Source organism: Amycolatopsis sp. NPDC114504, from assembly GCF_055633595.1.
Window position 1 is genome coordinate 1,317,820 of record NZ_JBVKDU010000003.1, and the last position, 22,960, is coordinate 1,340,779.

The following is a 22,960-nucleotide window of genomic DNA, read 5'->3' on the forward strand; positions in this document are numbered from 1 at the left end:
TGCACGTCAACCGTGCCAGGGGTTGCCGTTGGTGCCCGCGGGCGGCGGGCCGGAGGTGGTGGGCGGCGGCGGGGTGCCGCCGTCGTCCCCGTCGGCGAACGCCGAGGTGGACCCGATCAGCGGCACCGCCGCCACGATGCAGAGCGCGAGCACGGGCCCGCCGATTCTGGCCAGCTTCTTGGGCATGGACATGACGAATCCTCCAAGGAAATGGTTGTTTTTCAGGGATTCCGGAGGATTTCCGGGCCCTGCAACCAGGATTCGTCACGTGGAACGGGTCAACAAGGCGTTTCCTGTTGCCTACGAGAATAGGAAACAGGAAACAGAAAGGCGCCGGCGAGCAGGACGATCGCCGCGACGACCAGGGCAGCTGTGGCGGTCGGGAACGCACCCAAGATCGCCACGCCCAGGACCGCGCCCGTCTGGCGGGACGCGTTCAGTGCTCCGCCCGCGACGCCGGCCAGTTCCGGTGGCGCCGATCCCACCACCGCCGTCAGCAACGAGGGGATCGCCAGGGATACGCCGAAACCCAGCAGTGCGAGCGCTATTACCGACCAGGACGTGAATGCCTGTAGGAGCGCGCCCGTCGACATCAGGACGAAACCCGATATCGCCGGGATGCGCGGGCCGATTCGGGCCACCAGACGGCCCGTGAAGATCGGGTTGAACGCCGTCGGGATCGTCAATGGCAGGAATGCCAGGCCCGTCGATGACGGTGAATAGCCGCGCGTCTCCTGGAAGTACAGCGACAGCACGAACAACACGCCCGACAAGGCGAAGTTCACGATCGCGCCGGCCAGGAGGTTCCAGGAAAGCAGGGAAACCGGCAGCATCGCGCCCGGACGGCGTTGGGATGCCGCGAACGCCGCGGCCGCGATCACCGGCACCGGCAGCAGCCAAAAGTCGCCCTCGACCAGCGCGTACGTCAATGTCGACAAAGCGACTACGGCCGTGATCTGGCCGAACAGGTCGACTCGTCGCGGCTTGGGTGGCGTCGCGGGGGCCGAGCGGGACAGCGCCAGTGCCACCAGCGCCACCGGGACGTTCACCACGAAGATCGCGCGCCAGCCGAACGCCTGCGTCAGGAGGCCGCCCAGGAGCGGGCCCGCCACCAGGCCCGTTCCGCTCACCGCCGCCCACACGCCCATCGCCTTCGCCCGGGCGGCTGCGGATGGGTAAGCCGAAGCGATCAGGGACAGCGATGACGGCACCAGCAACGCGCCCGCGACTCCGAGCAACGCGCGGAGGGCGATCAACGCCGCCGGCGAGAAAGCGAAAGCCGACAGGCCCGACAAGAAAGCGAACGAAGTCAGGCCCGTGAAGAACACGCGGCGCGCGCCGAAGCGGTCCGACCACGCGCCGGCCGTCAGGAGGAATGCCGCGAACGTCAGCGTGTAGCCGTTCGAAATCCATTGCTGGTCCGCCAAGGACGGCGACAACGCGGGGAGCGCCACCGTCACGATCGTCGTGTCCAGCATGACCAGGAAGTAGCCCAGCGAGAGGCCTGCGAGGAGTCTTGCCACAACCCGAAGCCTGGACTCTCCGTGACATCGGCGGAAGCAGGCAGTTACGATGGCGGGTATCGGGAACGCCGATGGGGGTCCTCATGGAACTGCGTCACCTGCGCACCTTCCGCGTCGTCGCGCGGACGCTCAACCTCACCCACGCCGCTGCCGAGCTGCACTACGCGCAGTCCAGCGTCAGCGAACAGATCCAGGCCCTCGAAGCCGAGCTCGGCGCCAAGCTCTACGACCGGACGAGCCGGACACTCACCGCCGCCGGGAAACGCCTGTCCGGGTACGCCGACCAGGTGCTCGAACTCGTCGAAGAAGCCAAGGCCGCCGTCGACGACGAACGCGGCGAACCCGACGGCGACCTGACCATCGGCGCGCTCGAAACCCTGTGCGCGCACTGGGTTCCCGGCATCCTCAGCGACTACCGGACGCGGTGGCCGGGCGTCAAGCTGACGCTGAAGGAAGGCGGCCGCGGCGAGCTGTACCACGGGGTCCGGGAGTCCGAAATGGACGTCTGCTTCACCTTCGGCGACGCGCCGGGCGAGCCCGCCTTCGCCAGCCGGAAGATCGGCGAGATGCCGCTCGTCGTCATCGTCCCGCCCGGACACCCGTTGGCGAGCAAGGAAAAAGCAGTACCCGGAGATCTTCGCGGGGTCGGGTTCCTGGCGACGCCGAAGGGGTGCGGCTTCCGGGAAATGCTGGACCGGCTCGACGGACCCGTCATCGACACCGAGGTCGGCAGCCTCGCCGCCCTCGCGCGGTGCGTCGCCGCCGGGATGGGCTGCGGGATCGTGCCCGCCCTGGTCGACCACCCCGGTGCCGTCGCCGTTCCGCTCGCCGGCGAGACCACCGACGTCACCCTGACATGGCGGCGCCGCGACGAACACAAGCCCAGCATCGCCGCGCTGCTCGCTACCGCTTGACCACGGACAAGCCGTCCGCCACCACGACTCCGTTGTGAACGACTGTCCGATCGCGACCGCGGTCCATCACCGCGCTCGTCGGCGTTTCGCCGTCCACCAGCACCAGGTCCGCTCGATCACCGGCGGCCAGGCCGGGGCGATCGGAAACGCCGGTCAGGCGCGGGACGTCGTGGCTCATGATCGACGCGCCGCCCATCGTCGCCACCGCCAGTGCCAGCTCGATGTCCGCGTCGCGGCGGAAACCGCGGGTGAACGCCAGCTGCCACGTCCGGTCGAGCAGGTCGCAGTTGCCGTACGGGCTCCAGTAGTCCCGCTGGCCGTCCTCACCGAGTCCGATGCGGACACCCGAAGCAACCAAGTCCAAAAGGGACAGTTGACCGGCGGCAGAAGGCGCCACCGTCGTCATCGCGATGTCCAGCGACGCGAAGTCGTCGATCACCCGGCGGCTCACCGACTCGGAGATCGAGCCCAGGTCGTACGCGTGGGACATCGTCACCTTGCCCCGCATGTCCAGCGCGCGGACGCGCTCGATCACCAGGTCCGTCGAGAACAGCCCGAGGTGCCCGGGCTCGTGCAGGTGGATGTCGATCTCCGCCTGGTGCTTCTCCGCCAGGCCGAACACGGCGTCCAGGTGTCCCTTGGGGTCCTTGTCCAAAGTGCACGGATCGATGCCGCCGATCACCGTCGCGCCGGAGCGCATCGCCGCGTCCAGGACGTCCAAAGTGCCCGGTTCCCGCAGGATGCCCGCCTGCGCGAACGCCATGACGTGCACCTCGGCCTGGTCCGCGAACTTCTCGCGCGCGGCCAGCACCGCGTCGAGCTTCTCCAGCCGGCAGTCGACGTCGACCTGCGCGTAGCTGCGGACCCGCGTGGTGCCGTGGGCGATCATTCGCTCGAGGGTCCCGGCGACCCGCTCGGGCAGCGGGACCTCCGCGGACCGCCAGTTCTCCCGGTCGTTCGTCATCATCGCCACCACGCCGGGGCCGCCGGTGTGCGGCCGGAACGGCAGCCCGATCCGCGTCGAGTCGAGGTGCACGTGGACGTCGCTGAACGCCGGGAACAGCAGCCGCCCGCGGCCTTCGATCGAAGCCGGCGCTCCCGGCGAGTGCGGCCGGAACGCCGCGATCCGGTCGCCGCTCAGCTCGACGTCACTTCGCGAACCGCCCCACGGGCGGACATCACTGATCAGCACAGAGGACACGCTACTTGCCCAGCGCGTCCACACCGGCCTGCGCGAACGCCTCGTCCTGCGCACCGGACGGCGCGCCGGCGACCCCGACCGCGGCGATCGGGGTGGAGCCCGCGGTCACCGGGACGGCGCCGGCGAGGAACAGCGTGCCGTCGATGTCCTTGAGCGTCGGGGTCTGCTGCAGGCGGCCGACCAGCTCGGACGTCTTGGCGTTCCACGACACCGCCGTGAACGCCTTCTCCTGGGCGGAGCTGTAGGACTGCGGGCCGGCGCCGTCGCCGCGCAGGGTCAGGATGGTGTTGCCGTCGCGGTCCACGACGGCGACGGACACGTGCTGACCGGCCTTGCCCGCGGCGTCCAAAGCGGCCTGGGCGGCTTTCGAAGCAGCGGCGATCGACAGGTGCGAAGTCTGGATGACGTCCTTGGGCGCGGCCGGGGCCGCGGTGGCGGACACGGCGCCGACGGTCGTGGCGCCGACCGCGGCGAGTCCGGCGACGGCGGCGGCGATCCGGGTACGGGTCGAGATCATGGTCTGCTCCTCGGGTTCGGAAGTGCGTTGACTCCACCTTCACCCCGCCGCACGGACGATCCGGTCATCGTCCCGGCCGACCACCGGGTCATCCGATCGGCTGATGCGCGGCCGTTCCGCCCGGCTGACGCTGGTGCCGGGACCGAAGGGAGCGAGCATGGACGGCATGACGGCCGACTCCGACGCGCGGTGGCTCGCCGCGGTCATGCACTCGGCGTTCGTGCTGCTGGTGCTCGCCTCGGCGGTCCGCTTCCTGACGCGTCACGACGGCAACCCCCTGGCCCCCTGGGTGATCGCGTTCACCGGCGCACTGGTCGTCGCGTACGGCGCGGGCCTGTTCCTCGAGCGCCGGTACCTGCTCTGGCTGACCGTGGTCCTGGCGCTCTGGGTGGTGCTGGTGGTGCTCGCCCCCAGCTTCGCCTGGTCGGCCATCCCCCTGCTGGTCACCGGCCTGCGCACGCTGCCGGCCGGGCAGGCCCTCGCGCTGGTCGCCGTGATCACGGCGCTGGTGGTCGTCTCGCAGAACCGGCTGGCCGACGGCTTCGACCCGAACCTGACCATCGTCCCGATCGCCATCGCGGCCGTCACCGCCGCGGTCATCACCTTCATGCGGCGCCAAGCCGAACGGCTGCGCGAGTCCGAGCGACGCGCCGGTGTGCTGGCCGAGCGGCACCGCGTGTCGCGGGAGCTGCACGACGCCCTCGCGCAGGGCCTGTCCAGCCAGGCGATGCTGCTGCAGGCCGCCGACCAGGCCTGGGAGCAGCCCGAACTGGCGCGCGAACACCTGCGGTCCGCGCAGCGCATCGGCGCGGGCAACCTCTCGGAGGCACGCCGGCTCGTCCAGGACCTCGCGCCCGCCGACCTCGCCGACGCGACGCTCGAAGAGGCGTTGCGCGCGGTGGCCGGCCGGGCCGGGCTGCCGGTCGACGTCCGCATCGACGGCGCCGGGCGGCCGCTGCCGGAGCGCGTCCAGTCCACTGTGGTCCGGATCGCCCAGGGCGCGCTGGCCAACGCGCGCGAGCACGCCGACGCCGGCCGGGTCGTCCTCACCCTCACCTACCTCGACGACCAGGTCGTGCTGGACGTCGCCGACGACGGCCGCGGCTTCGTCGAGTCGGCACCCGAGGGCGAACGCGGTCACGGCCTGCCGGCCATGCGAGTCCGCGCCCAGCAGCTCGGTGGCAGGCTGACCGTGGAGTCCGCGCCCGGCCAAGGCACCGTGATCTCCGCCGCGATCCCCCTGGAGGCCCAGTGAGCATTCGTGTCTTGGTCTGCGACGACCACGCGGTCGTCCGCGCCGGCCTGCGTGCCCTGCTGTCGGGCGCGGACGGCATCGAGGTCGTCGGGGAGACGGCGAGCGGGGAGGAAGCGGTCGCGACCGCCGCGGCCCTGCACCCCGACGTCGTCCTGATGGACATCCAGCTCGGCGACGGCATCGACGGGATCGAGGCGACGCGGCGGATCCGGAGCACCCCCAGCGCGCCCCGGATCCTGGTGCTGACGACCTACGACACCGACGCGGACATCAGCCGCGCGATCGCCGCCGGTGCCACCGGCTACCTCCTCAAAGCCGGGTCCGCCACCGAGCTGTACGCCGCGATCGACGCGGCCGCGGCCGGGCGCACCGCCGTGTCCCCGCCGGTCGCCGACCGGATGATGGCCCAGCTGCGCGCCCCGCGGCCGACGCTGACCGACCGCGAACGCGACATCCTCCGCCAGCTCGCGCAGGGCCTGGGCAACAAGGAGATCGCCCGCGCGCTGTTCATCAGCGAGGCGACGGTGAAGACCCACCTGGGCCGGATCTACGGGAAGCTCGCCGTGGACACCCGCGCCGGGGCCGTCGCGGTGGCGAAGGAACAGCGGCTGCTCGACTGATCACGCGTTGTCCAATATGGACATATGTTCCGCCGGGAGCTCCAGGGTGAACGCCGGGGCGATCGACTCGTAGTGCTCCCACGTCCGCGGTCCGATCAGCGGGATCACTCCCTTGTGGAGCAACCACGCGAGCGCCACCTGGTTGCCGGACGCGCCCAGCGATGACGCCACCTTCGCCACCGCGGCCAGCCGCGCCTCCGACTCCGGGCCCGCGTACGCACGCCAAATCGGCGTCGACGCACGGTAGACCGGGTCGTCGTAGATTCCGCGCAGCAGCGACGAATACGCCGCCAGCGAGACGTCCGGGTGCGACGCCAGCCAGTCCAGCAGCTCGCCGCCCGCGATCGACGGGACGTCGGCACCGGCCGGGCGCAGGTAGGAGTGCTGGACCTGGACCGCCACCGGGGACGCCCAGCCGTTGGCCGCGGCCAGGGCGCGGATGCGCTCCAGGCGCCAGGTCCGGACGTTGCTCCAGCCGGTGTACCGGATCTTGCCGGCGCGGACCAAACCGTCCAATGCGGACAGTGTCTCCTCCAGCGGCTCCCGGCGGAGGTCGACGTGGACGTAGTACAGGTCGATGTGGTCGGTCCCCAAGCGCCGCAGGCTTTCCTCGACCTCTCGCCGGATCACCGCGGCGCTCGCGCCTTCGTAGGTGCGCTCGCGTGCCTCCCAGTCCGTCGAACCGTCCGGGCGGGAAGCCGCACGGGCCGCGGGGAGGTCCCTGATGCCCGCGGCCACCTTCGTCGCCAGGAAGACGCGGTCGCGGCGGCCCTTCAAGAGGCGCCCGAGGACGGTTTCGCTCTCGCCGCCGGCGAACGACGGGCCCGCCCACCACGCGTAGCAGTTCGCCGTGTCCAGGAAGTCGCCGCCCGCGGCGAGGTACGCGTCCAGGATGCGGGCCGACGCCGGCTCGTCGGTCGACGTTCCCATCGTCATGCAGCCCAGCGACACCTGGCTGACCTCCTGGCCGGTCCGGCCCAGTTCCACCTTCTTCATGCCGACGAACCTAAGGCCGGATCGGTCCGGTACTACAGTCCAATGACGTGGCCGGATCACAGACCAATTGGGGCGTCCTGCTGGAGCTGAGCGGGCCGGGGCCGAAGCACGACCAGCTCGCGCGCGCCCTGCGCCGGGCGATCCGCGGGCTCGATGACGGCGTCTCCGTACCGCCGAGCCGGCAGCTCGCGGCCGACCTCGGGTGCTCGCGGTGGGTCGTCACGCAGGCCTACGCCCAGCTCGTCGCCGAGGGTTACCTCGACGGGCGCGCCGGCTCGGCCACGCGCGTGCGGCGGGTCGGGGACGCCGTCACGGCCAAGCCGCCGACCCGGCCGGCGCCACCGCGGTACGACCTCGCGCCCGGACTCCCCGACTTGCGGCACTTCCCGCGGCAACGCTGGGCGGACGCCGTGCGCGGGGTGCTCGCGACCGTGCCGCACACCGACTTCGGGCTCCCCGATCGAGACGGTCATCCCCGGCTCCGCAAGACCCTCGCCGGCTATCTGCGGCGGGTCCGCGGCGCCGAAACCGACGACGTCGTGATCTGCGGGGGCGTCACCGACGGCGTGACCCGCGTCTGCCGTGCCCTTCAGGCGAACGGCGTCACGCGGCTGGCCGTCGAAGATCCCGGTTGGACACGGCTCCGGCGCGCCGCCGCGGCGACCGGGATGGCGATCGATCCGGTGCCGGTCGACGACGAGGGCGTCGACGTCGGACGGATCCCGCGCGGGACGCGGGCCGTGCTCGTCACGCCGGCGCACCAGTTCCCCACCGGCAGCGTCCTCTCGCCCCGGCGGCGCGCCGAACTCCTCGCCTGGGCGCGGGAGGTCGACGGACTGATCCTCGAAGACGACTACGACGCCGAGTTCCGCTACGACCGGCGGCCCGTCGGCACGGTGCAGGGCACCGATCCGGGGCGGGTCGCGCTCTTCGGTTCGGTCAGCAAGACGCTCAGTCCCGCGCTCGGTCTCGGCTGGGTCGCGCTCCCTCCACAGTGGACTCTTCCGGGACACGCGCCGCCGGTGGTCGACCAGCTCGCGCTCGCCGGGTTCGTCGACAGCGGCGGCTACGACCGGCACCTCCGGGCCGCGCGGCTGCGGTACCGCGCCCGGCGCGACCGGCTCGTCGAGGCGCTCGGGCCCGGGCGGCTTTCCGGGGTGGCGGCCGGGCTGCACCTCCTCCTGCACCTGGACCGGGACGCGGCCGAAGTGACGAAGAGGGCGCGCGCCAAGGGCGTGAAGGTGGCCGATCTCGACGACTACCGCGAGGCTCCCGGCGAGCCCGCGCTCGTCCTCGGCTACGGCAACCTGGCTGACAACGCTGTCGAGACCGCCGCCCGGTTACTCCGCGAAGTGGCCGGTTGAGGTCTTCTCAAACGCCCATCGAGGTGGAAAGCTGCTGACCGAACCGAGGGCCTGACCAAAGGTCCGCTTCTGACAACGTTGTCATCTCCTGGGAGGTGCGCCCATGTGGTCGCAGAGCAGACGGCTGGCCGCCGCGGTGGCCGTGGGGGTGGTCGTCACGGGGCTTGCGCCGGCGGTGGCGGCAGCCGCCCCGCAAAGCACGGATCCGACGAGCCTGGTCAACCCGTTCGTCGGCACGCAGAACTTCGGCAACACGTTCCCCGGCGCGAGCGCGCCGTTCGGAATGGTGCAGGTCAGCCCGGACACCGGCGGGCAGGGCGGCTACGACTACCTGCAGAACGCGATCTACGGCTTCAGCCAGACGCACCTGTCCGGCGTCGGCTGCGGCGTGATGGGCGAACTGCCGATCATGCCGACCACCGGGGCCGTCGACAACGTTGACAAAGACGCCTACAAGTCCCCCTACAGCCACGACGACGAGCACGCCGAGCCCGGCTACTACCGCGTCGGCCTGCAGAAGTACGGCGTGAACGCGGAGCTGACGGCGACCGCGCGCACCGGCTGGCAGCGCTACACGTTCCCCTCGACCGGGCAGGCGAACGTCCTGTTCAACACCGGCCAGGCCAACCAGTCCGTCAAGGACTCCGAGATCCACGTCGTCGGCGACCGGACGCTCGAAGGCCGGGTCAAGGCCGGCGGGTTCTGCGCCGGGCACGACGAGCACACCGTCTACTTCACCGCCACCTTCGACCGGCCGTTCAGCTCGTACGGCACCTGGCGCGGCTCGACGCGCTCCGAAGGCAGCCGGGACGCCGCGGGCACCGGTGGCAACGGCGCCTGGGCCAGCTTCGACGCGACCACCGACCACGACGTCGTCCTCAAGGTCGGCCTGTCGTACACCGGGCTCGACGGCGCGCGGAAGAACCTCGCAGCGGAGACCAAGGACTTCGACTTCGACGCCACCAAGACCGCGCTGCACCAGCAGTGGGCCGACCGGCTCGGCGCGATCAAGATCGGCGGCGGCACCGCCGACCGGCAGACGGCCTTCTACACCGCGCTCTACCACGCGCAGCTGCACCCGAACCTGGCCGGCGACACCGACGGCGCGTACACCGGCTTCGACGGCAAGGTGCACACCGCGAGCGGCTACACGCCATACCAGAACTTCTCGCTGTGGGACACCTACCGCCCGCAGAACCAGCTCCTCGAAATGCTCGAACCGCAGGTAGCGCGGGACGTCGCGCTGTCGGTCGTCGCCATCGGCCGGGACGGCGGGTGGCTGCCGAGGTGGGCGCTGGCGGAGAGCGAAACCAACATCATGACCGGCGACCCGGTGACGCCGTTCCTCGTCGAGGCGTGGTCGAAGGGCCTGCTCGCCGGGCACGAAGAAGAGGCGTACGCGCTGCTCAAGAAGAACGCGACGAGCACGCCGCCCGCCGACTCGCCGTACAACGGGCGTTCCGGCGTCAACTACTACAACGACCGCGGGTACATCCCGAGCGGCTTGGAGCTCGGCAAGGACTGCGCGGCCAAGGGCGGCGACAACGACTGCGAGCACCCGGCGTCCGCGACCATGGAGTACTCGGCGGCCGACGCGGCGCTGGCGTTGATGGCGAAGGGACTGAACCACCAGGCCGACGCGCGGATGTTCGCCGACCGCGGCCAGTGGTACAAGAACCTGTGGGACTCCTCGACGCAGGCGTTCCGGCCCCGCACGACCGAGGGCACCTGGCTGACGCCGTACAACCCGGTCGACGCCGACCACCAGTTCCACGAAGGCGGCGCCTACCAGTACCAGTGGCTCGTTCCGCAGGATCCGGCCGGGCTCGTCTCGCTGATGGGCGGCAAGCCCGCGACGCAGAAGCGGCTCGACTCGTTCTTCGCCTACGACAAGCTGCTTTCGGATCCCGCCGGGACGGCGCGCAACGACTGGATCTCCAGCCCGTACGACTACTACGGCAAGGCGACCTACAACCCGAACAACGAGCCCGACCTGCTCGCGCCGTACATGTACAACTGGGTCGGCGCGCCGGCGAAGACCGCGACCGTCGTCCGCGCGGCGATGACGCTGTTCACCACCGGCCCGGACGGCATGACCGGCAACGACGACCTCGGCACGATGTCCGCCTGGTACGTGTTCTCTTCGCTCGGGCTGTACCCGACGATGAGCGGCGCGAACTTCCTCGCGGTGTCGAGCCCGCAGTTCGAGTCGGCGACCGTCCGGATCGGACAGTACGGCCGGTCGCAGGGCGGCACGCTGACCGTGAACGCGCCGGGTGCTTCCGACGCGAACCGGTACGTCCAGAGCGTGTCGTTGAACGGGCGGGACGTCCGGCAGACGTCGCTGGACTGGTCTTCGCTGGCGCACGGCGGGACGCTTTCGCACAAGCTCGGGTCGAAGCCGTCTTCGTGGGGGACGTCCGCCAGTGCGGAGCCGCCGTCGGTGAACAACGCCGTCGGTGACCTGCGGCGGCACGTCGACGCGTCGCTGCGGCAGTCGTCGGTCGTGATCCCGGCGGGCGCGGCGCAGCAGGTGCACCTCGACCTGGACGTCCTCGCGCAGAACCCGGTGCTGCAGCCGGTGACCGTGTCGGTGACGGCGCCGTCCGGGTGGAAGGCGCGTACGGACCAGCTCCAGCTGATCTGGTCGGGACGGCTGCCGACGCAGAAGACGGTGCCGATCACGGTGACGGTGCCGGCCGGGACCGCACTCGGGACGTACCCGGTGCAGGTCAAGGTGTCCGGGCTGGGCGCGAACAGCGTGACCCGCTCGGCGACGGTCGAGGTCCGAACACCGTCGGCGTGCGCTTCCGCCGGCACGTCGTGCGCGGTCGACCTCGGCCGCGACTACAACCACGACGGAACGGCAACGGTGGCATCGTCGTCGGAGGGCAACTTCGACGGCGGCGGCTGGAGCTACGACGCCTCGCTGCTCCCGCCCGCGGGCCCGGTGACCTGGGACGGCGTGACGTACGCGGCCCCGGAAGCGTCGGGGACTTCGGCGAACTTCGTGAAGGCCCGTGGGCAGTCGCTGCTGCTTCCGGCGGGTCAGCACGGGGCGCTTCGCCTTGTGGGTTCGTCGCACAACGGGCCGGTGTCGACGACGCTGACCGCGCACTACACGGACGGCACCAGCGCGGACTTGGCCGTGACGTTCGCGGACTGGGCGGGTTCGGGTGCGTCGGTGGTGCTCGACATGCCGCACCGCATCAAGGCGGGCAGCGGAGTCGACGGCCCGCCGGTGCGGTTGTTCGGGGTGTCGGCTGCGTTGGATGGTGGGAAGACGCTGCAGTCGGTGAGCCTGCCGAACGACCCGCGGGTCGAGATCTACGCACTCACCCTGGCGTGAGCCCCGACTGAAAAGCGGTGAAGGCCCCCTTACCGGCAGGCAAGGGGGCCTTCACCGCTTTCGGGATCGGTCAGGCGACGATGCGGGGCTCGGAAGCCAGCTTCGACAACGCCTGCGTCAGCCGGCGGGCCGCGGCCTCCCACTCCTCCAGCGCGCTCCCCCGACCCAGCGCCGCCGTTCTCAACGACCGGCGCAACTCCGGGTCCGCGTACCAGCGGTGCAGCGCGTCAGCCAGGGCGAACGGGTCGTTCGGGGCCACCAGCAGCCCCGGCATTTCACCATCCGCGTCGACGCCCAGTGCGTCGTACACTCCGCCCACCTCGGTGGCCAGTACCGGGATTCCTCGGGCCAGTGCCTGCGCGACGAACATGCCCGACGTCGCCGCGCGGGCCGGGATCACCAGCAGGTCCGCCGCGTTGTAGGCGTCTCCCAGGTCCACCGCGTCGCCCGCCAGTGTGATGCGGCCGCCGAGTCCTAGGCGCTCGATCGACCAGCCGAGCTCGTCCACGTACCCCCGGTCCGCCTCCAGCGAGCCGGCCATGACACAAGACAGTGCGAGGTGGTCGACCTCGCCGAGGGCCTGGACCAGCAGGTCCTGGCCGTTGCGGCGGGTCACGTCGCCGACGCACAGCAGCCGGGACACGCCGTCCGCGCCCGCTGCCAGTGGGGCCGCGTCGGTGCCCGGCTTGGCCACGTACACGCGGCCCGGGTCCAGGTCGTGGCGGTCGATCAGCAGGCGAGCGAGCCACGGGCTGGTCGCCACGACCATGCCCGCCATCCGCAGGGTTTCACGCTCGCACGCGTCCAGCTCCGCCGCGTGCGACGGGTCGAGGCCCGGCTCGTCGGCCAGGGCCTGGTGCACCAGCACCGCCAGCCGCAGCCGGCGCGCGTGCGGGACGACGATCTCGGGCACGCCCGAGGCGATCACGCCGTCGAGCAGCACCACCGTCCGGTCCGGCAACGCGGCCAGGGATCTGGCCAGGCGACGTCTGGACGTCGCGTCGGGCTCGGGCCAGTCGCCGGTCATCGGCAGCTCCAGCACCGGCTGGCCGACGACGGGCAGGTTCTTGCACATCCGCTTGTCGTAGGTGTCGCTCCCCGGCGGCGCGGCCGGGAGGATGAACACCATCGGGTCCGCGGGCCTCATCGCGAGCGCCGGAGCAGAGCGGTGGAACTGGACACGGCTACCTCCAGCGCGGTCGACGACGGTGACGCCTCATCTGTCACACGTGGCCGGACGCGAGTCGGTTCAGCCCTGGGAGTCAATCATCCAAGTGCCGTTCACCTGGACCATCGTGAAGGTGTCGGTCTCGGCCTTGCCACCGTCGTAGAGGACGGTCGCGGTCACCCTGCCGGGGCCGGCTTCCTTCACGTTGGTCGCGGTCACCGACTTGTACCGGCTCCAGAAGTTCTTGTACGTCTCGTACGTCTGGCTCCGGGAGGCCTTGAAGTGGTCGGTCAGGAGGTTCCACGCCGCCGGCAGGTTGCCGGGCAACAGCCGGTAGTAGGCCGAGAGCGCGTCCGCGGCGCTCGTCGTCGAGGACACCGGCGAGACCGGCGTCGAAGTGGAAGGCGCCGTGGTCGACGGGGTCGGGGTAGGCGACGGCGAAGGTGACGCAGATGACGGAGGTGTCACGGACACCGAGGTCGACGGCTGCGTCGCGGGCGGCGGGGCGGCGGTGTCCGCCGGCGCTTTCTGCCGCACGACCAGCAGGATCGCGACGACGACCGCGACGCACAGCAGCGCCGCGCCCGCTCCGACCGCGATCATGCCCTTGCGCGCACCCGGCGACACCGCGGCGACCTCACCCGGCGGCGGCACGGCGACGGCGGCCGGGACGGTCGGCACCGCGGCCGGCACGTCGGCGACGTCGGCCTCGGGCACCGTCGCCGCGAGGACCGACTCGCCCGGCTCCGCGTCCGGCAGCAGTGCCCGCAGCTCCTGCTCGACCTCGTCCATCGACGGCCGTTCGGCCGGGTCGCTCGCGAGCATCCGCTCCAGCAGCGGGGTCAGCCGCTCCGCCTTGGCCGGCGGCTCGATCTCCCCGCTGGACGCCTTGTAGAGCAAGGCGATCGGGTTGTCCGCCGTGCCGTACGGCGGCTGCCCCTCGACGGCGGCGTACAGCGTCGCGCCGAGGGAGAAGACGTCGGCGGCGAAGTCCGCGTCCTCGCCGCGGGCCACCTCGGGCGCCAGGTACGCGGGCGTGCCGGCGATCTCGCCGGTGGCGGTGAGCTTGACGTCACCGATCGCGCGGGAGATGCCGAAGTCGGTGATCTTCGCCGTGCCGTCGTCGGAAACCAGGATGTTGGCCGGCTTCACGTCGCGGTGCACGATGCCCACGCGGTGGGCGCCGGCCAGCGCCGAGCTGATCTGCGCGCCGACGCGGATGGCGTCGTCGACGGACACGGGCGCGTCCTGGATCTGGACGGCGAAACTCTTCGACGGCAGGTACTCCATGATCAACCACGGCCGGTCCTCCTCCTCGAGGACGGCGAACACCGTGATCGCGTGGGAATGCTGCAGCCGGGCGGCGATCCGCGCCTCGCGCATCGCGCGGTTCTTCGCCTCTTCGGTGCGGTGCTCGTCGTGGTCGTGCGGCAGCAGGAGTTCCTTGATCGCCACGGTGCGGCCGAGCATTTCGTCCTGGGCCCGCCACACCGTGCCCATCGCGCCGCCGCCGATCGGCTCCAGCAGCCGGTACCGATCACGGATCCGGCGACTTTCCACGAGCATCCACCATTCCCAAAAGTGTGCCGACGAGATCCGGCCAGCATGCCAGGATCATCCGCCAGCCGGTACCAACGTAGCCGAAAACCTCGGGCGGACAGCGCAATCGCGCGCTGTGGCGCTGCCCACCGTGTACCCGCAAATCCTAACGAACAACCCCGTGCGCCCGATCAAGTGCGTCCACGATCTCCTTGCGCAGCCCGGCACCGACGGCGATCGTCGACGAGGAACCGACCGTGTGCTCGGTGCCGTCGCGGTCCACGACGGCCCCGCCGGCCTCGCGCACGAGCAGCACGCCGGCCATGGTGTCCCACGGGTTGTTGGACAGGATCAGTGCGGCGTCGAGCTTTCCGTCCGCCACCCAGGCGAGGTCGATCGCCGCGGTGCCGAGCATCCGGATCTTCTGCGCCCGCGCGCCGAGGTCCGACAGCAGCCGCAGCCGCGCCGCGTTCTTCTCTTCCGCCAGACGGCCGATCGCGAAGTCACCCACCGCGATCATGGCGTCCGAAATCTCCGTCGCGGTGGACGCGCCGACGCGCTCTCCGTTCGCGAAAGCACCTTCGCCGCGCGAGGCGGTGTAGGTGACCCCGAGGTACGGCAGGGCGATCGCGGCGACCGTGCTGTGCTCGCCGTCGACCAGGGCCAGGGAAATCCCGCAGAGCGGAATTCCACGGGCGAAGTTCGCGGTGCCGTCGATCGGGTCGAGCGCCCACCACCGGCCGCCGCCGTCACCGCTGCGGCCGCGCTCCTCGCCGAGGACGCCGATCTCCGGCGTCTCGGCCGTGAGGAACTCCCGCAGCGCGTCCTCGACCGCCGTGTCGACGTCGGTCACCAGGTCGCGATCACCTTTCGCCGAAACGGAAAAAGTCGGGCGCGACCGGACGATCTCCGTCGCCTTCGCCACGGCTTCGCGCGCGACGTCGAGTAGTGCGGCATGCTCGCTCATGACTTCCAACCTAGTGAAGGGACGTGCCCATGACCGATCTCTTCCCGCTCGCCACCACCGTCGACGTGCAGGAGCGGGGCGCGGCGGTCGCGGTGCTGCCGGTCGGCAGCTTCGAGCAGCACGGCGCGCACCTGCCCCTGGCGACCGACACGGTCATCGCCGCGACCCTCGCGAAAGCGATCGCGGACGCCCACCCCGTGCTCCACCTGCCGCCGATCACCATTTCGTGCTCCCACGAGCACGCGGCGTGGGCCGGCACGGTGAGCATCTCGGCCCGCACGCTGCACGCCGTCGTCACCGACATCGCGGACTCGCTCAGCGCGTCCGGTGTCGGGCGGCTGGTGCTGGTCAACGGGCACGGCGGCAACTACGTACTGTCCAATGTGGTCCAGGAAGCGCGCGGCGCGATGGCGTTGTTCCCCGGCGTCGCGGACTGGCAGGCGGCGCACACCGCGGCCGGCCTCCGGACGTCGCTGGACGACGACATGCACGCCGGCGAGCTGGAGACGTCGATCCTGCTGCACGCGCACCCGCAGCTGGTGCGGTCCGGCCACGAGACCGCCGACCACGTCACCGACCGGGAACACCTGCTGACGCTGGGCCTGCGGCCGTACACGGAGTCGGGGGTGGTCGGCCGTCCTTCGCTGGCGAGCGCGGCGAAGGGGCACGTGGTGCTGGACACGCTGGTCCAGCGCTTCGCCGGCGTCCTGACGCTACTTGGCGGCTGAGAAGGCCTGGTCCAGGTGCGGGAGCAGGTGCGACATCCGCTCGGCCTTCGTGCGGAGGTAGCGCAGGCTCTCGGGATTCGGCGGAACCAGCAGCGGAACCTGCTCGCTGATCCGGATTCCGTAGCGCGTGAGCTGTTCGACCTTCTCCGGGTTGTTCGACAGCAGCCGCACCGACCGGACCCCCAGGTCCTGCAGGATGCCCGCCGCCGCGTGGTAGTCGCGGGCGTCGACCGGCAGGCCGAGCGCGACGTTCGCGTCGACCGTGTCGAGGCCCTCGTCCTGCAGCCGCATCGCCTTGAGCTTCGCGAGCAGCCCGATCCCGCGGCCCTCGTGGCCCTGGACGTAGACCAGCACGCCCGAGCCCTCCTCGACGATCCGGTCCAGCGCCGCCGCCAGCTGGTCGCCGCACTCGCAGTGCGTCGAGGCGAAGACGTCGCCGGTGAGGCACTCGCTGTGCACCCGGGTCAGCGTGCCGAGCTCGGTGATCTCGCCGTGGACCAGTGCGACCTGCTCGGTACCGGCGCGGTCGAGGTAGCCGACCGCGCGGAAGGTCCCGTGCCGGGTCGGCAGCCGGGTCTCGACGACCCGCTCGACCACGGGCCGGTGCGGCAGATCCCCTACAAGATCACTGATTTCGCTTGCGGTCATGACTTGATTCCCATCTCCGATTCGATCCCGGTGCCGGCCGCGGTGCGCGGAGCGGGTACGGCAACGGAGTGCGGAGCGCGGGTCACGCGGAACCCGGCGACGCTCCGGACGAGCAGGACACCGGCGCCGGGCAGGCTCGCGACCAGCGTGAGCACGCCGTAGACGACGGCGACGGTGACACCTTGGGCGGCCCCCAGACCGGCCGCGCCGAAGAGCAGGGCGCAGACGCCCTCGCGCGGCCCGAAGCCGCCGACGTTGAGCGGGAGACCCATCGCCAGCAGCGCGAGGATCATCAGCGGCACGAGCTGCCCGACCGGCGCGTCCACGCCGGCGACGCGGGCGGCGACGACGAACAGCGCCAGGTGCCCGGCCAGCGTCGCGACCGACAGGAAGCCCACGCCGGGCCAGGTCTCGCGGGTGAACAGGCCGAGCCGCAGGTCGGCGAGGGTGACGGCGAAGCCGCGCCGGACCTTCGACTCGCTGTGGATCCAGCGTCCGCCGAACAGCCGGCCGGCGACCAGCGCGGCGACGGTGGCCAGCACGACGACGATCCCGGCGATGGTCACGACCTCGCGGAACGCGCCCGGGACGGCTTCCGGCGCGGCCAGCACGACGGCGACCGCGGACGCGATCAGGACGAGCTGGCCGGCGGTGCGTTCCAGGACGACGGCGCGCACACCGCGCGGCACGTCGCCGGAGTCGCGGCCGTGCTGCACCGCGCGGTGGACGTCGCCGAGGACGCCCGCGGGCAGCACGCCGTTGAGGAAGAGCGCGCGGTAGTAGTCGGAGACCGCGGTCCGCAGCGAAAGCCGCAGGCCGAGGCGGGTGGCGACGATCTGCCAGCGGCCCGCGCTGAACAGCGTCGTCGCGAAGCCGATGACCAGCGCGGCGAGCACGCCGGGCGTGCTGATCCGGCCGAGGCCGTCGAGGAAGGCGTCGCTGCCGAGCTGCCAGACGAGGACGCCGAGGATGGCCAACGCGCCGAGGATGCGCAGCCAGGCGAACAAGCGCTTCACGCCGCCACCTCCAGGCTCGGCGGCAGGACCAGCAGGTCGCCGTGGTGGATGACCGCGTGCAGCTCGCCGGCATCGGCCATTTCCAGCCGGCGCTGCAGGTAGACGTCGGCGGCCGGGCGCAGCTCCCACAGCTGCTCGACGGCCGCGCCGACCCAGCCCTCGAGCCACTGACGCTGCAGTTCGGCCTGGTCGGGTCCGAGCCGCCAGGCGCTCTCGGCGCGGACGACGGTGGCACCGAGCCGGCCGAACGCGGTCGCCGCGACGTCCACCGCGGTGGGGCCGAGCAGCCGCCGCCCGCCGGTGAGCCGGCGCTGGTGGGCGTTGAACGCGGCGGAGAGGGCGGCGTCGAGCGGGTCGGCGGGCGAGAGCTCCACCCGGCCGGTGACCGAGAGCATCAGCAGCGCCGCGCAGCCCGCTTCGACGATCGCCCTGGCCAGCGCCGTGACCTCGGCTTCGGTCAGCAGGTCGAGCAGCGCGGACGCGGTGACCAGCGACGTCCCGGCGAGGTCGGCGGCGCGCAGCGCGGTGACGTCCTGCTGCTCGGTGACGACGTCGACGGGGCTGCCGTCCAGCGCGGTGGCCGGCAGGGCGGTGCGGGCGTGGGTGAGCAGCTCCGCGTCCTCGTCGTGCAGGATCCAGCGCTGGGTGCCGGGCAGGCGCGCGGCCAGCCAGCGGCCGAGCGAGCCGGTGCCGCAGCCGAGGTCGCGGATGACCAGGTCGCCTTCCGGCAGGTGCTCGCGCAGCGTGTCGACGAGCCGGGTGGCGCGGGCCGCGGCGTCGGCGGGTTCCCGCAGGTAGAGCCACTCGGGGGCGAACGCGGTCGCTTCGCTGCCGCTACGCACAGTTCTGATCGATTCGCTCGCAAGCTCACTCATGCCGCCGCCTCCTGCCGCTGCAGCACGTCGGCGATCCGGCGGGCCGTGTCGTCCCAGCCGGTCAGGGCCTCGCGGCGCAGCTTCGCCGACGCGCGCAGGCGCGTCCGCAGCTCCGGCTCGGTGAGCCAGCGGCGCAGGGCCGCGCCGAGCGCCTCGACGTCGTCGCCGGGCACGAGCATCCCCGGGACCGAGCCGTCCGGCGCGACGCCGACGGTGTCGGGCAGCGCGTCGACGTCGGTGGTCAGCACCGGCACGCCCCGGGCGAGGGCCTCGGTGACGACCATGCCGAACGTCTCGCCGCGCGAGGGCAGCACGAGCAGGTCGGCGGAGTGGTAGGTCGCGTCCAGCGCCGCGCCGGTCCGGGGACCGGTGAGGGTGAAGCGGGCGCCGAGCCGGTGCTCGCGCAGCCGCTCGACGTACTTGGTCTCGCGCCGGATCCCGCCGACGCATTCGCAGGTCCAGCGCAGGTCGGCGACGGTTTCCAGGGCCTGGGCGAGCACGCCCTGGCCCTTGCGCGGGGTCACGTTGGCCACGCAGACCAGGCGCGACATGCCGTCGGTGCCGATGGCCGGCGGTGCCGGGTCGACGCCGGGCGGCACGGCGTGCACGCGGTGCGGGGCGAGTCCGTGGTGGCTCACCAGCCGGCGCGCGGCCCACTCGCTGGTCGCGACGACCGAGCTCGCGGCCCGCAGCGTCTCGCGCTCGAGCGCGTCGAGCTCGGCGGCCAGCGCGGGCGGCAGGCCGGTCTCGTCGGCCAGCGGCAGGTGCACCAGCACCGAGAGCGACAGCCGGCGCGCCTGCGGGACGACGACCTCGGGCACGCCACAGGCGACCAGGCCGTCGAGCAGCACCGCGGACCCGGTGGGCAGCGCGGACAGCAGGTGGCCGAGGACCGCGCGGGCCTCGGTGTCGGGGCGCGGCCAGGAGCCGGCGACGGCGATCTCGTGGACGTCGAGGCCGGCCGCGGTGAGCCGGTCGCACATCCGCCGGTCGTAGGTGTTGCCGCCGCTCGGGACGGACGTGTCGTCGACGTCCCCGGGCAGAACGACGTAGAGAGTGTTCACAGCGCACGCTCGTAACTCGCCCAGGCGACGTGCGATTCCTTCAGCGAGACGGCGATGCCTTCGAGGCCGCGCGCGCCTTCGCCGAGGCGTCCGGCGTGGACGGCGTCGGCGAGGCGGTCGGCGATGACCTTCGCGAGGAACTCGGTCGAGGTGTTGATGCCCTTGAACTCCGGCTCGTCGTCGAGGTTGCGGTAGTTCAGGTCGCTCAGCACCGCCCCGAGCTCTTCCGTGGCCTTGCCGATGTCGACGACGATGTTGTCCTCGTCGAGCTCGACGCGGCGGAATGTCGCATCCACCACGAAGGTCGCGCCGTGCAGGCGTTGCGCGGGTCCGAAGACTTCTCCGCGGAAGCTGTGGGCGACCATCACGTGGTCACGGACGGTGATGCTGAACACCAAGACCTCCGATGCGTTCGGGTGGACGTGGTCACTGCGGCTGATACATGACACGGAGGCAGAGGGCGGAAAGTTCATTCGCGGACAGCCGGGGTAGCACGGACGGAAGATCTTCAAACACGCACTCGCCGCTGACCAGCGCTTCGAAGGCCGGATCGGCGAGCAGCTCGAGGGCGAGGCCGAGCCGCTGGGCGTAGTCGCGGTCGGGCCGCGCGACCGTCCCGACCTGGCTGCTGCGGATCGTCAGCCGGCGCGAGTGGAAGTTCTCGCCGAGCGGCACGCTGACCCGGCGGTCGCCGTACCAGGACAGCTCGACGACCTCGCCCTCCGGCGCGAGGAGCTCCAGCGCCTTGGCCAGGCCGGCCTCGGACGCGCTCGCGTGCACGACGAGGTCGCAGCCGTCTTTCGCGGCTTCCGGCGTCGAGAAGTCGACCCCGAGGGCGTCGGCGATCGCGGCCCGCGAAGGGTCGACGTCGATCAGCTGCACGCGGGTGGCGGGGAAGCCCTGGAGCAGCTTCGCGACGCTGCAACCGACCATGCCGGCGCCGATCACCGCGATCCGGTCGCCGAGCTTCGGCTTCGCGTCCCAGACGGCGTTGACCGCGGTCTCGACGGTGCCGGCGAGGATCGCGCGGCCGGGCGGGACGGCGTCCGGCACCGGCGTGACGGCGCTCGCGGGGACGACGTACGCGGTCTGGTGCGGGTAGAGGCAGAAGACGGTCTTGCCCTTGAGCTCGGCCGGGCCGTGCTCGACGACACCGACGTTGAGGTAGCCGTACTTCACCGGCCCGGGGAACTCGCCCTCCTGGAACGGCGCCCGCATGACGTCGTGCTGGTTCGCCGGGACGCCGCCGCGGAAGACGAGGGTTTCGGTGCCGCGGGAGACGCCGGAGAACAGCGTGCGGACGCGCACTTCGCCGTCTTCCGGCTCGCGCAAGGTCACGGAACGGAGGGCACCTTCGCCGGGGCTTTGAACCCAGAAAGCCTGTTCCACGTGTTCTCCCTTGCAGGCGACCGGAGGCTGGTGTCGCCGCCACCCTATGAGCACCCGTGCCGATTCGCGGAGTAAAAGATGATCAAGAACGGACTTCTCCTACGCTCGGCGGTCCCGGTGTGGGCGCTCGTCGCCGGGGCCGGCTTCCTCTCCCCGATCGCCTGGGCGACCGGGACCGTGTACGGCGTCGCGCTCGTGCTGCTGACGGGCTGGGGCCTGCGGCAGAGCGGCCGCGGCAAGTTCGGGCCCGCCGACTGGATCACGTTCGCCCGCGCGGTCCTCGTGGGCGGCGCGGCCGAGCTGATCGCCGACGGCGGTCACCCGCTCTGGGTGCTGGTCGGGCTGGTCGCGGTGGCACTGGCGATGGATGGTTTCGACGGCCAGGTCGCCCGCCGCACGGGCACGGCGTCGGAGTTCGGCGCGCGGTTCGACATGGAGGTCGACGCGTTCCTGATCCTGCTGCTCTGCATCCAGGTGTCCCGCACGCTGGGGCTGTGGGTGCTGGCGATCGGCCTGATGCGGTACGCGTTCGTGGCCGCGTCGTGGGCCCTGCCGTGGCTGACGGCGCCGCTGTACCCGAGCATGGCCCGCAAGACGGTGGCCGCGGTGCAGGGCGTGGTGCTGGTCGTGGCGGTTTCCGGGATCTTCCCGTTCGCGGTGACGTTCGGCCTGGTCGTGGCGGCGCTGGTGGCGCTGGTGTGGTCGTTCGGCCGGGACACGGTGTGGCTGGCCCGCCACCGCGTGGCGGCGGAGCCGGGCCGGATCGTGGAGATCACCCGCGCGACGCTGCGCCGCCCGCACGGCCCGGCTTGGCGGGGCCACAACCAGGCGGCTTGACGGCCCTCAGCCGGACTCGCGGGCGGCCTTGGCCCGGCGTTTGCCCTCGTGCATCGCCAGCACCCGGGCGATCGGGATGGTGTGCCCCTCCGCCACCAGGTCCTCGGGCAGCACGAACGGCTCGGGCATCTCCGCCGTCCAAGCGTCCTCGCCGTCACCCAGCAACTCCGGCGCCGTGTGCACCGTGAAGTCCGCCGGCTTGACGCCGTCCAGGTCGGCCCAGCGGACCGGGAACGACACCGGCGCGCCCGGCCGGTGGCGGGGGCTGTAGACCGACACCACCGTCGCGCCGCCCGCCCGGGTCGAATCCAGGAACACCTTGCCCTCGCGGCGGTCCTTCACGAACTCCGTCGTCCCCAGCGACGGGTCGATGCGCTCGGCGCGGGCCGCGATCGCCCGCGTCGCCGCCGCGATGTCCTCCATCGACTGACCCGGCGCCAGCGGCACGAAGATGTGGACACCCTTGGAGCCGCTCGTCTTGAGCGCGCCGTCGAGCCCGTCCTTGTGCAGCGCTTCGCGCACCAGCGAAGCGGCCCCGATGGCGAGGGAGAACGGCCCGTCGGCGGGTGGGTCCAGGTCGAGGATCAGGTGGGTCGGCCCGTGCGACGGGTCGCCGCGGTGGAGCGACGTGTGGAACTCGATCGCCCGCTGGTTGCCGAACCAGATCAGCGTGCGGAGGTCGTTGCAGAGCGCGTACGAGACGTCCCGCTTGGACGTCTCGGCCCACACCGAGACCCGCTCGACCCAGTCCGGGGTGTACTTCGGCAGGTTCTTCTGCATGAACGGGCCCTGCCCGCGCAGCACCCGCAGCACCGTCAGCAGCCGGTCGCGCAGCTCCGGGAGCATCCGGTCGGCGACGGCTTCGAGGTAGTCGAGCCACTCCCGCTTGGTCACCCCCGCGTCGGGGAAGACCTCCTGGTCGAGACTGCTCAGCTTGACGCCGTGGCGGACCTCGTCGCTGCTCATCGGCCCACCTTCGCGCCCGCGCGC

At 71.7% G+C, this 22,960-nt stretch carries 21 protein-coding genes and 1 pseudogene; 7 read left to right on the forward strand and 15 right to left on the reverse strand.

What is annotated here, in order from left to right; genetic code table 11:
• Nucleotides 1-6 precede the first annotated feature (6 nt).
• Together ACZ7PG_RS27680 and ACZ7PG_RS27685 are read right to left on the reverse strand one after the other, a co-directional pair.
• Nucleotides 7-192 (reverse strand): hypothetical protein, encoded by a 186-nt coding sequence (locus ACZ7PG_RS27680; RefSeq protein ID WP_470241967.1) that lies wholly within the window; start codon nt 190-192, stop codon nt 7-9.
• Nucleotides 193-278: 86 nt separating this feature from the next.
• On the reverse strand, nt 279-1,523 hold the full coding sequence (locus ACZ7PG_RS27685; RefSeq protein WP_470241968.1) for an MFS transporter: 1,245 nt from the start codon (nt 1,521-1,523) through the stop codon (nt 279-281).
• Nucleotides 1,524-1,606: 83 nt separating this feature from the next.
• Between ACZ7PG_RS27685 and ACZ7PG_RS27690 the strand changes: the two genes are divergently transcribed.
• On the forward strand, nt 1,607-2,437 hold the full coding sequence (locus ACZ7PG_RS27690) for a LysR family transcriptional regulator (RefSeq protein WP_470241969.1): 831 nt from the start codon (nt 1,607-1,609) through the stop codon (nt 2,435-2,437).
• On the opposite strand, the gene ACZ7PG_RS27695 is transcribed toward ACZ7PG_RS27690, so the two are convergent.
• Nucleotides 2,427-3,629: an amidohydrolase family protein gene (locus ACZ7PG_RS27695; protein ID WP_470241970.1), complete on the reverse strand. Its 1,203-nt coding sequence runs from the start codon at nt 3,627-3,629 to the stop codon at nt 2,427-2,429. The genes ACZ7PG_RS27690 and ACZ7PG_RS27695 overlap by 11 nt on opposite strands.
• Before the next feature lie 10 nt (nt 3,630-3,639).
• On the reverse strand, nt 3,640-4,155 hold the full coding sequence (locus ACZ7PG_RS27700; RefSeq protein WP_470241971.1) for a GlcG/HbpS family heme-binding protein: 516 nt from the start codon (nt 4,153-4,155) through the stop codon (nt 3,640-3,642).
• A gap of 103 nt (nt 4,156-4,258) precedes the next feature.
• Here ACZ7PG_RS27700 and ACZ7PG_RS27705 point away from each other — a divergent pair, with 103 nt between their 5' ends.
• A complete protein-coding gene (locus ACZ7PG_RS27705; RefSeq protein WP_470241972.1) occupies nt 4,259-5,410 on the forward strand; it encodes a sensor histidine kinase in 1,152 nt (383 codons plus the stop codon).
• Nucleotides 5,407-6,030, forward strand: a complete 624-nt coding sequence (locus tag ACZ7PG_RS27710) for a response regulator (protein ID WP_470241973.1) — start codon at nt 5,407-5,409, stop codon at nt 6,028-6,030. Before ACZ7PG_RS27705 ends, ACZ7PG_RS27710 begins: the two co-directional genes overlap by 4 nt.
• Here ACZ7PG_RS27710 and ACZ7PG_RS27715 read toward each other — a convergent pair whose 3' ends face one another.
• Nucleotides 6,031-7,026, reverse strand: coding sequence for an aldo/keto reductase (locus ACZ7PG_RS27715; protein ID WP_470241974.1), 996 nt, complete (start codon nt 7,024-7,026; stop codon nt 6,031-6,033).
• 47 nt (nt 7,027-7,073) lie between these two features.
• Between ACZ7PG_RS27715 and pdxR the strand changes: the two genes are divergently transcribed.
• Both pdxR and ACZ7PG_RS27725 read left to right on the forward strand, forming a co-directional pair.
• Nucleotides 7,074-8,390: a MocR-like pyridoxine biosynthesis transcription factor PdxR gene (gene pdxR, locus ACZ7PG_RS27720; RefSeq protein ID WP_470241975.1), complete on the forward strand. Its 1,317-nt coding sequence runs from the start codon at nt 7,074-7,076 to the stop codon at nt 8,388-8,390.
• A gap of 103 nt (nt 8,391-8,493) precedes the next feature.
• Nucleotides 8,494-11,739 carry a GH92 family glycosyl hydrolase gene (locus ACZ7PG_RS27725; protein WP_470241976.1) on the forward strand — a complete coding sequence of 1,082 codons (3,246 nt, stop codon included), beginning with the start codon at nt 8,494-8,496 and terminating at the stop codon, nt 11,737-11,739.
• Nucleotides 11,740-11,809: 70 nt separating this feature from the next.
• On the opposite strand, the pseudogene ACZ7PG_RS27730 reads toward ACZ7PG_RS27725, so the two are convergent.
• The 3 genes and pseudogenes from ACZ7PG_RS27730 to ACZ7PG_RS27740 form a co-directional block, all read right to left on the reverse strand.
• A pseudogene (locus ACZ7PG_RS27730) lies at nt 11,810-12,919 on the reverse strand (glycosyltransferase); the annotation flags it as partial.
• Nucleotides 12,920-12,988: 69 nt separating this feature from the next.
• Nucleotides 12,989-14,473 carry a serine/threonine-protein kinase gene (locus tag ACZ7PG_RS27735; RefSeq protein ID WP_470241977.1) on the reverse strand — a complete coding sequence of 495 codons (1,485 nt, stop codon included), beginning with the start codon at nt 14,471-14,473 and terminating at the stop codon, nt 12,989-12,991.
• A gap of 139 nt (nt 14,474-14,612) precedes the next feature.
• On the reverse strand, nt 14,613-15,413 hold the full coding sequence (locus ACZ7PG_RS27740) for an inositol monophosphatase family protein (RefSeq protein ID WP_470241978.1): 801 nt from the start codon (nt 15,411-15,413) through the stop codon (nt 14,613-14,615).
• Nucleotides 15,414-15,442: 29 nt separating this feature from the next.
• Between ACZ7PG_RS27740 and ACZ7PG_RS27745 the strand changes: the two genes are divergently transcribed.
• A complete protein-coding gene (locus ACZ7PG_RS27745; RefSeq protein WP_470241979.1) occupies nt 15,443-16,141 on the forward strand; it encodes a creatininase family protein in 699 nt (232 codons plus the stop codon).
• On the opposite strand, the gene ribA is transcribed toward ACZ7PG_RS27745, so the two are convergent.
• The 6 genes from ribA to ACZ7PG_RS27775 are packed head-to-tail and all read right to left on the reverse strand — an operon-like array spanning nt 16,127 to nt 21,133.
• Entirely contained in the window at nt 16,127-16,789 is a 663-nt protein-coding gene (gene ribA, locus ACZ7PG_RS27750) for a GTP cyclohydrolase II (protein ID WP_470241980.1), read from the reverse strand. The two genes, ACZ7PG_RS27745 and ribA, sit on opposite strands and share 15 nt — an antisense overlap.
• A complete protein-coding gene (locus ACZ7PG_RS27755; protein ID WP_470241981.1) occupies nt 16,786-17,805 on the reverse strand; it encodes a lysylphosphatidylglycerol synthase transmembrane domain-containing protein in 1,020 nt (339 codons plus the stop codon). Before ACZ7PG_RS27755 ends, ribA begins: the two co-directional genes overlap by 4 nt.
• Complete coding sequence (locus ACZ7PG_RS27760; protein ID WP_470241982.1) at nt 17,802-18,680, reverse strand: methyltransferase domain-containing protein; 879 nt, start codon at nt 18,678-18,680, stop codon at nt 17,802-17,804. The genes ACZ7PG_RS27755 and ACZ7PG_RS27760 overlap by 4 nt, the downstream gene beginning before the upstream one ends.
• Complete coding sequence (locus tag ACZ7PG_RS27765; RefSeq protein WP_470241983.1) at nt 18,677-19,744, reverse strand: glycosyltransferase family 4 protein; 1,068 nt, start codon at nt 19,742-19,744, stop codon at nt 18,677-18,679. Before ACZ7PG_RS27765 ends, ACZ7PG_RS27760 begins: the two co-directional genes overlap by 4 nt.
• Nucleotides 19,741-20,139, reverse strand: a complete 399-nt coding sequence (locus ACZ7PG_RS27770) for a 6-pyruvoyl trahydropterin synthase family protein (protein ID WP_470241984.1) — start codon at nt 20,137-20,139, stop codon at nt 19,741-19,743. Before ACZ7PG_RS27770 ends, ACZ7PG_RS27765 begins: the two co-directional genes overlap by 4 nt.
• A 31-nt stretch (nt 20,140-20,170) precedes the next feature.
• Complete coding sequence (locus ACZ7PG_RS27775; RefSeq protein WP_470241985.1) at nt 20,171-21,133, reverse strand: zinc-dependent alcohol dehydrogenase; 963 nt, start codon at nt 21,131-21,133, stop codon at nt 20,171-20,173.
• Between the two features lie 78 nt (nt 21,134-21,211).
• On the opposite strand from ACZ7PG_RS27775, the gene ACZ7PG_RS27780 reads away from it, so the two are divergent.
• On the forward strand, nt 21,212-21,970 hold the full coding sequence (locus ACZ7PG_RS27780; RefSeq protein WP_470241986.1) for a CDP-alcohol phosphatidyltransferase family protein: 759 nt from the start codon (nt 21,212-21,214) through the stop codon (nt 21,968-21,970).
• Nucleotides 21,971-21,976: 6 nt separating this feature from the next.
• Here the strand turns inward: ACZ7PG_RS27780 and ACZ7PG_RS27785 are convergent, their stop codons facing one another.
• A complete protein-coding gene (locus ACZ7PG_RS27785) occupies nt 21,977-22,936 on the reverse strand; it encodes a DNA polymerase domain-containing protein (protein WP_470241987.1) in 960 nt (319 codons plus the stop codon).
• Nucleotides 22,937-22,960 lie beyond the last annotated feature (24 nt).

Bases quoted from the DNA above. Each gene is read 5' to 3' on its own strand.
- ACZ7PG_RS27700 (WP_470241971.1), bottom strand. From the start codon at position 4,155: ATGATCTCGACCCGTACCCGGATCGCCGCCGCCGTCGCCGGACTCGCC.
- ACZ7PG_RS27785 (WP_470241987.1), bottom strand. From the start codon at position 22,936: ATGAGCAGCGACGAGGTCCGCCACGGCGTCAAGCTGAGCAGTCTCGAC.
- ACZ7PG_RS27780 (WP_470241986.1), top strand. From the start codon at position 21,212: ATGATCAAGAACGGACTTCTCCTACGCTCGGCGGTCCCGGTGTGGGCG.
- ACZ7PG_RS27725 (WP_470241976.1), top strand. From the start codon at position 8,494: ATGTGGTCGCAGAGCAGACGGCTGGCCGCCGCGGTGGCCGTGGGGGTG.
- ACZ7PG_RS27745 (WP_470241979.1), top strand. From the start codon at position 15,443: ATGACCGATCTCTTCCCGCTCGCCACCACCGTCGACGTGCAGGAGCGG.
- ACZ7PG_RS27735 (WP_470241977.1), bottom strand. From the start codon at position 14,473: ATGCTCGTGGAAAGTCGCCGGATCCGTGATCGGTACCGGCTGCTGGAG.
- ACZ7PG_RS27715 (WP_470241974.1), bottom strand. From the start codon at position 7,026: ATGAAGAAGGTGGAACTGGGCCGGACCGGCCAGGAGGTCAGCCAGGTG.
- ACZ7PG_RS27680 (WP_470241967.1), bottom strand. From the start codon at position 192: ATGTCCATGCCCAAGAAGCTGGCCAGAATCGGCGGGCCCGTGCTCGCG.
- ribA (WP_470241980.1), bottom strand. From the start codon at position 16,789: ATGACCGCAAGCGAAATCAGTGATCTTGTAGGGGATCTGCCGCACCGG.
- ACZ7PG_RS27760 (WP_470241982.1), bottom strand. From the start codon at position 18,680: ATGAGTGAGCTTGCGAGCGAATCGATCAGAACTGTGCGTAGCGGCAGC.
- ACZ7PG_RS27705 (WP_470241972.1), top strand. From the start codon at position 4,259: ATGCGCGGCCGTTCCGCCCGGCTGACGCTGGTGCCGGGACCGAAGGGA.
- ACZ7PG_RS27740 (WP_470241978.1), bottom strand. From the start codon at position 15,413: ATGAGCGAGCATGCCGCACTACTCGACGTCGCGCGCGAAGCCGTGGCG.
- ACZ7PG_RS27690 (WP_470241969.1), top strand. From the start codon at position 1,607: ATGGAACTGCGTCACCTGCGCACCTTCCGCGTCGTCGCGCGGACGCTC.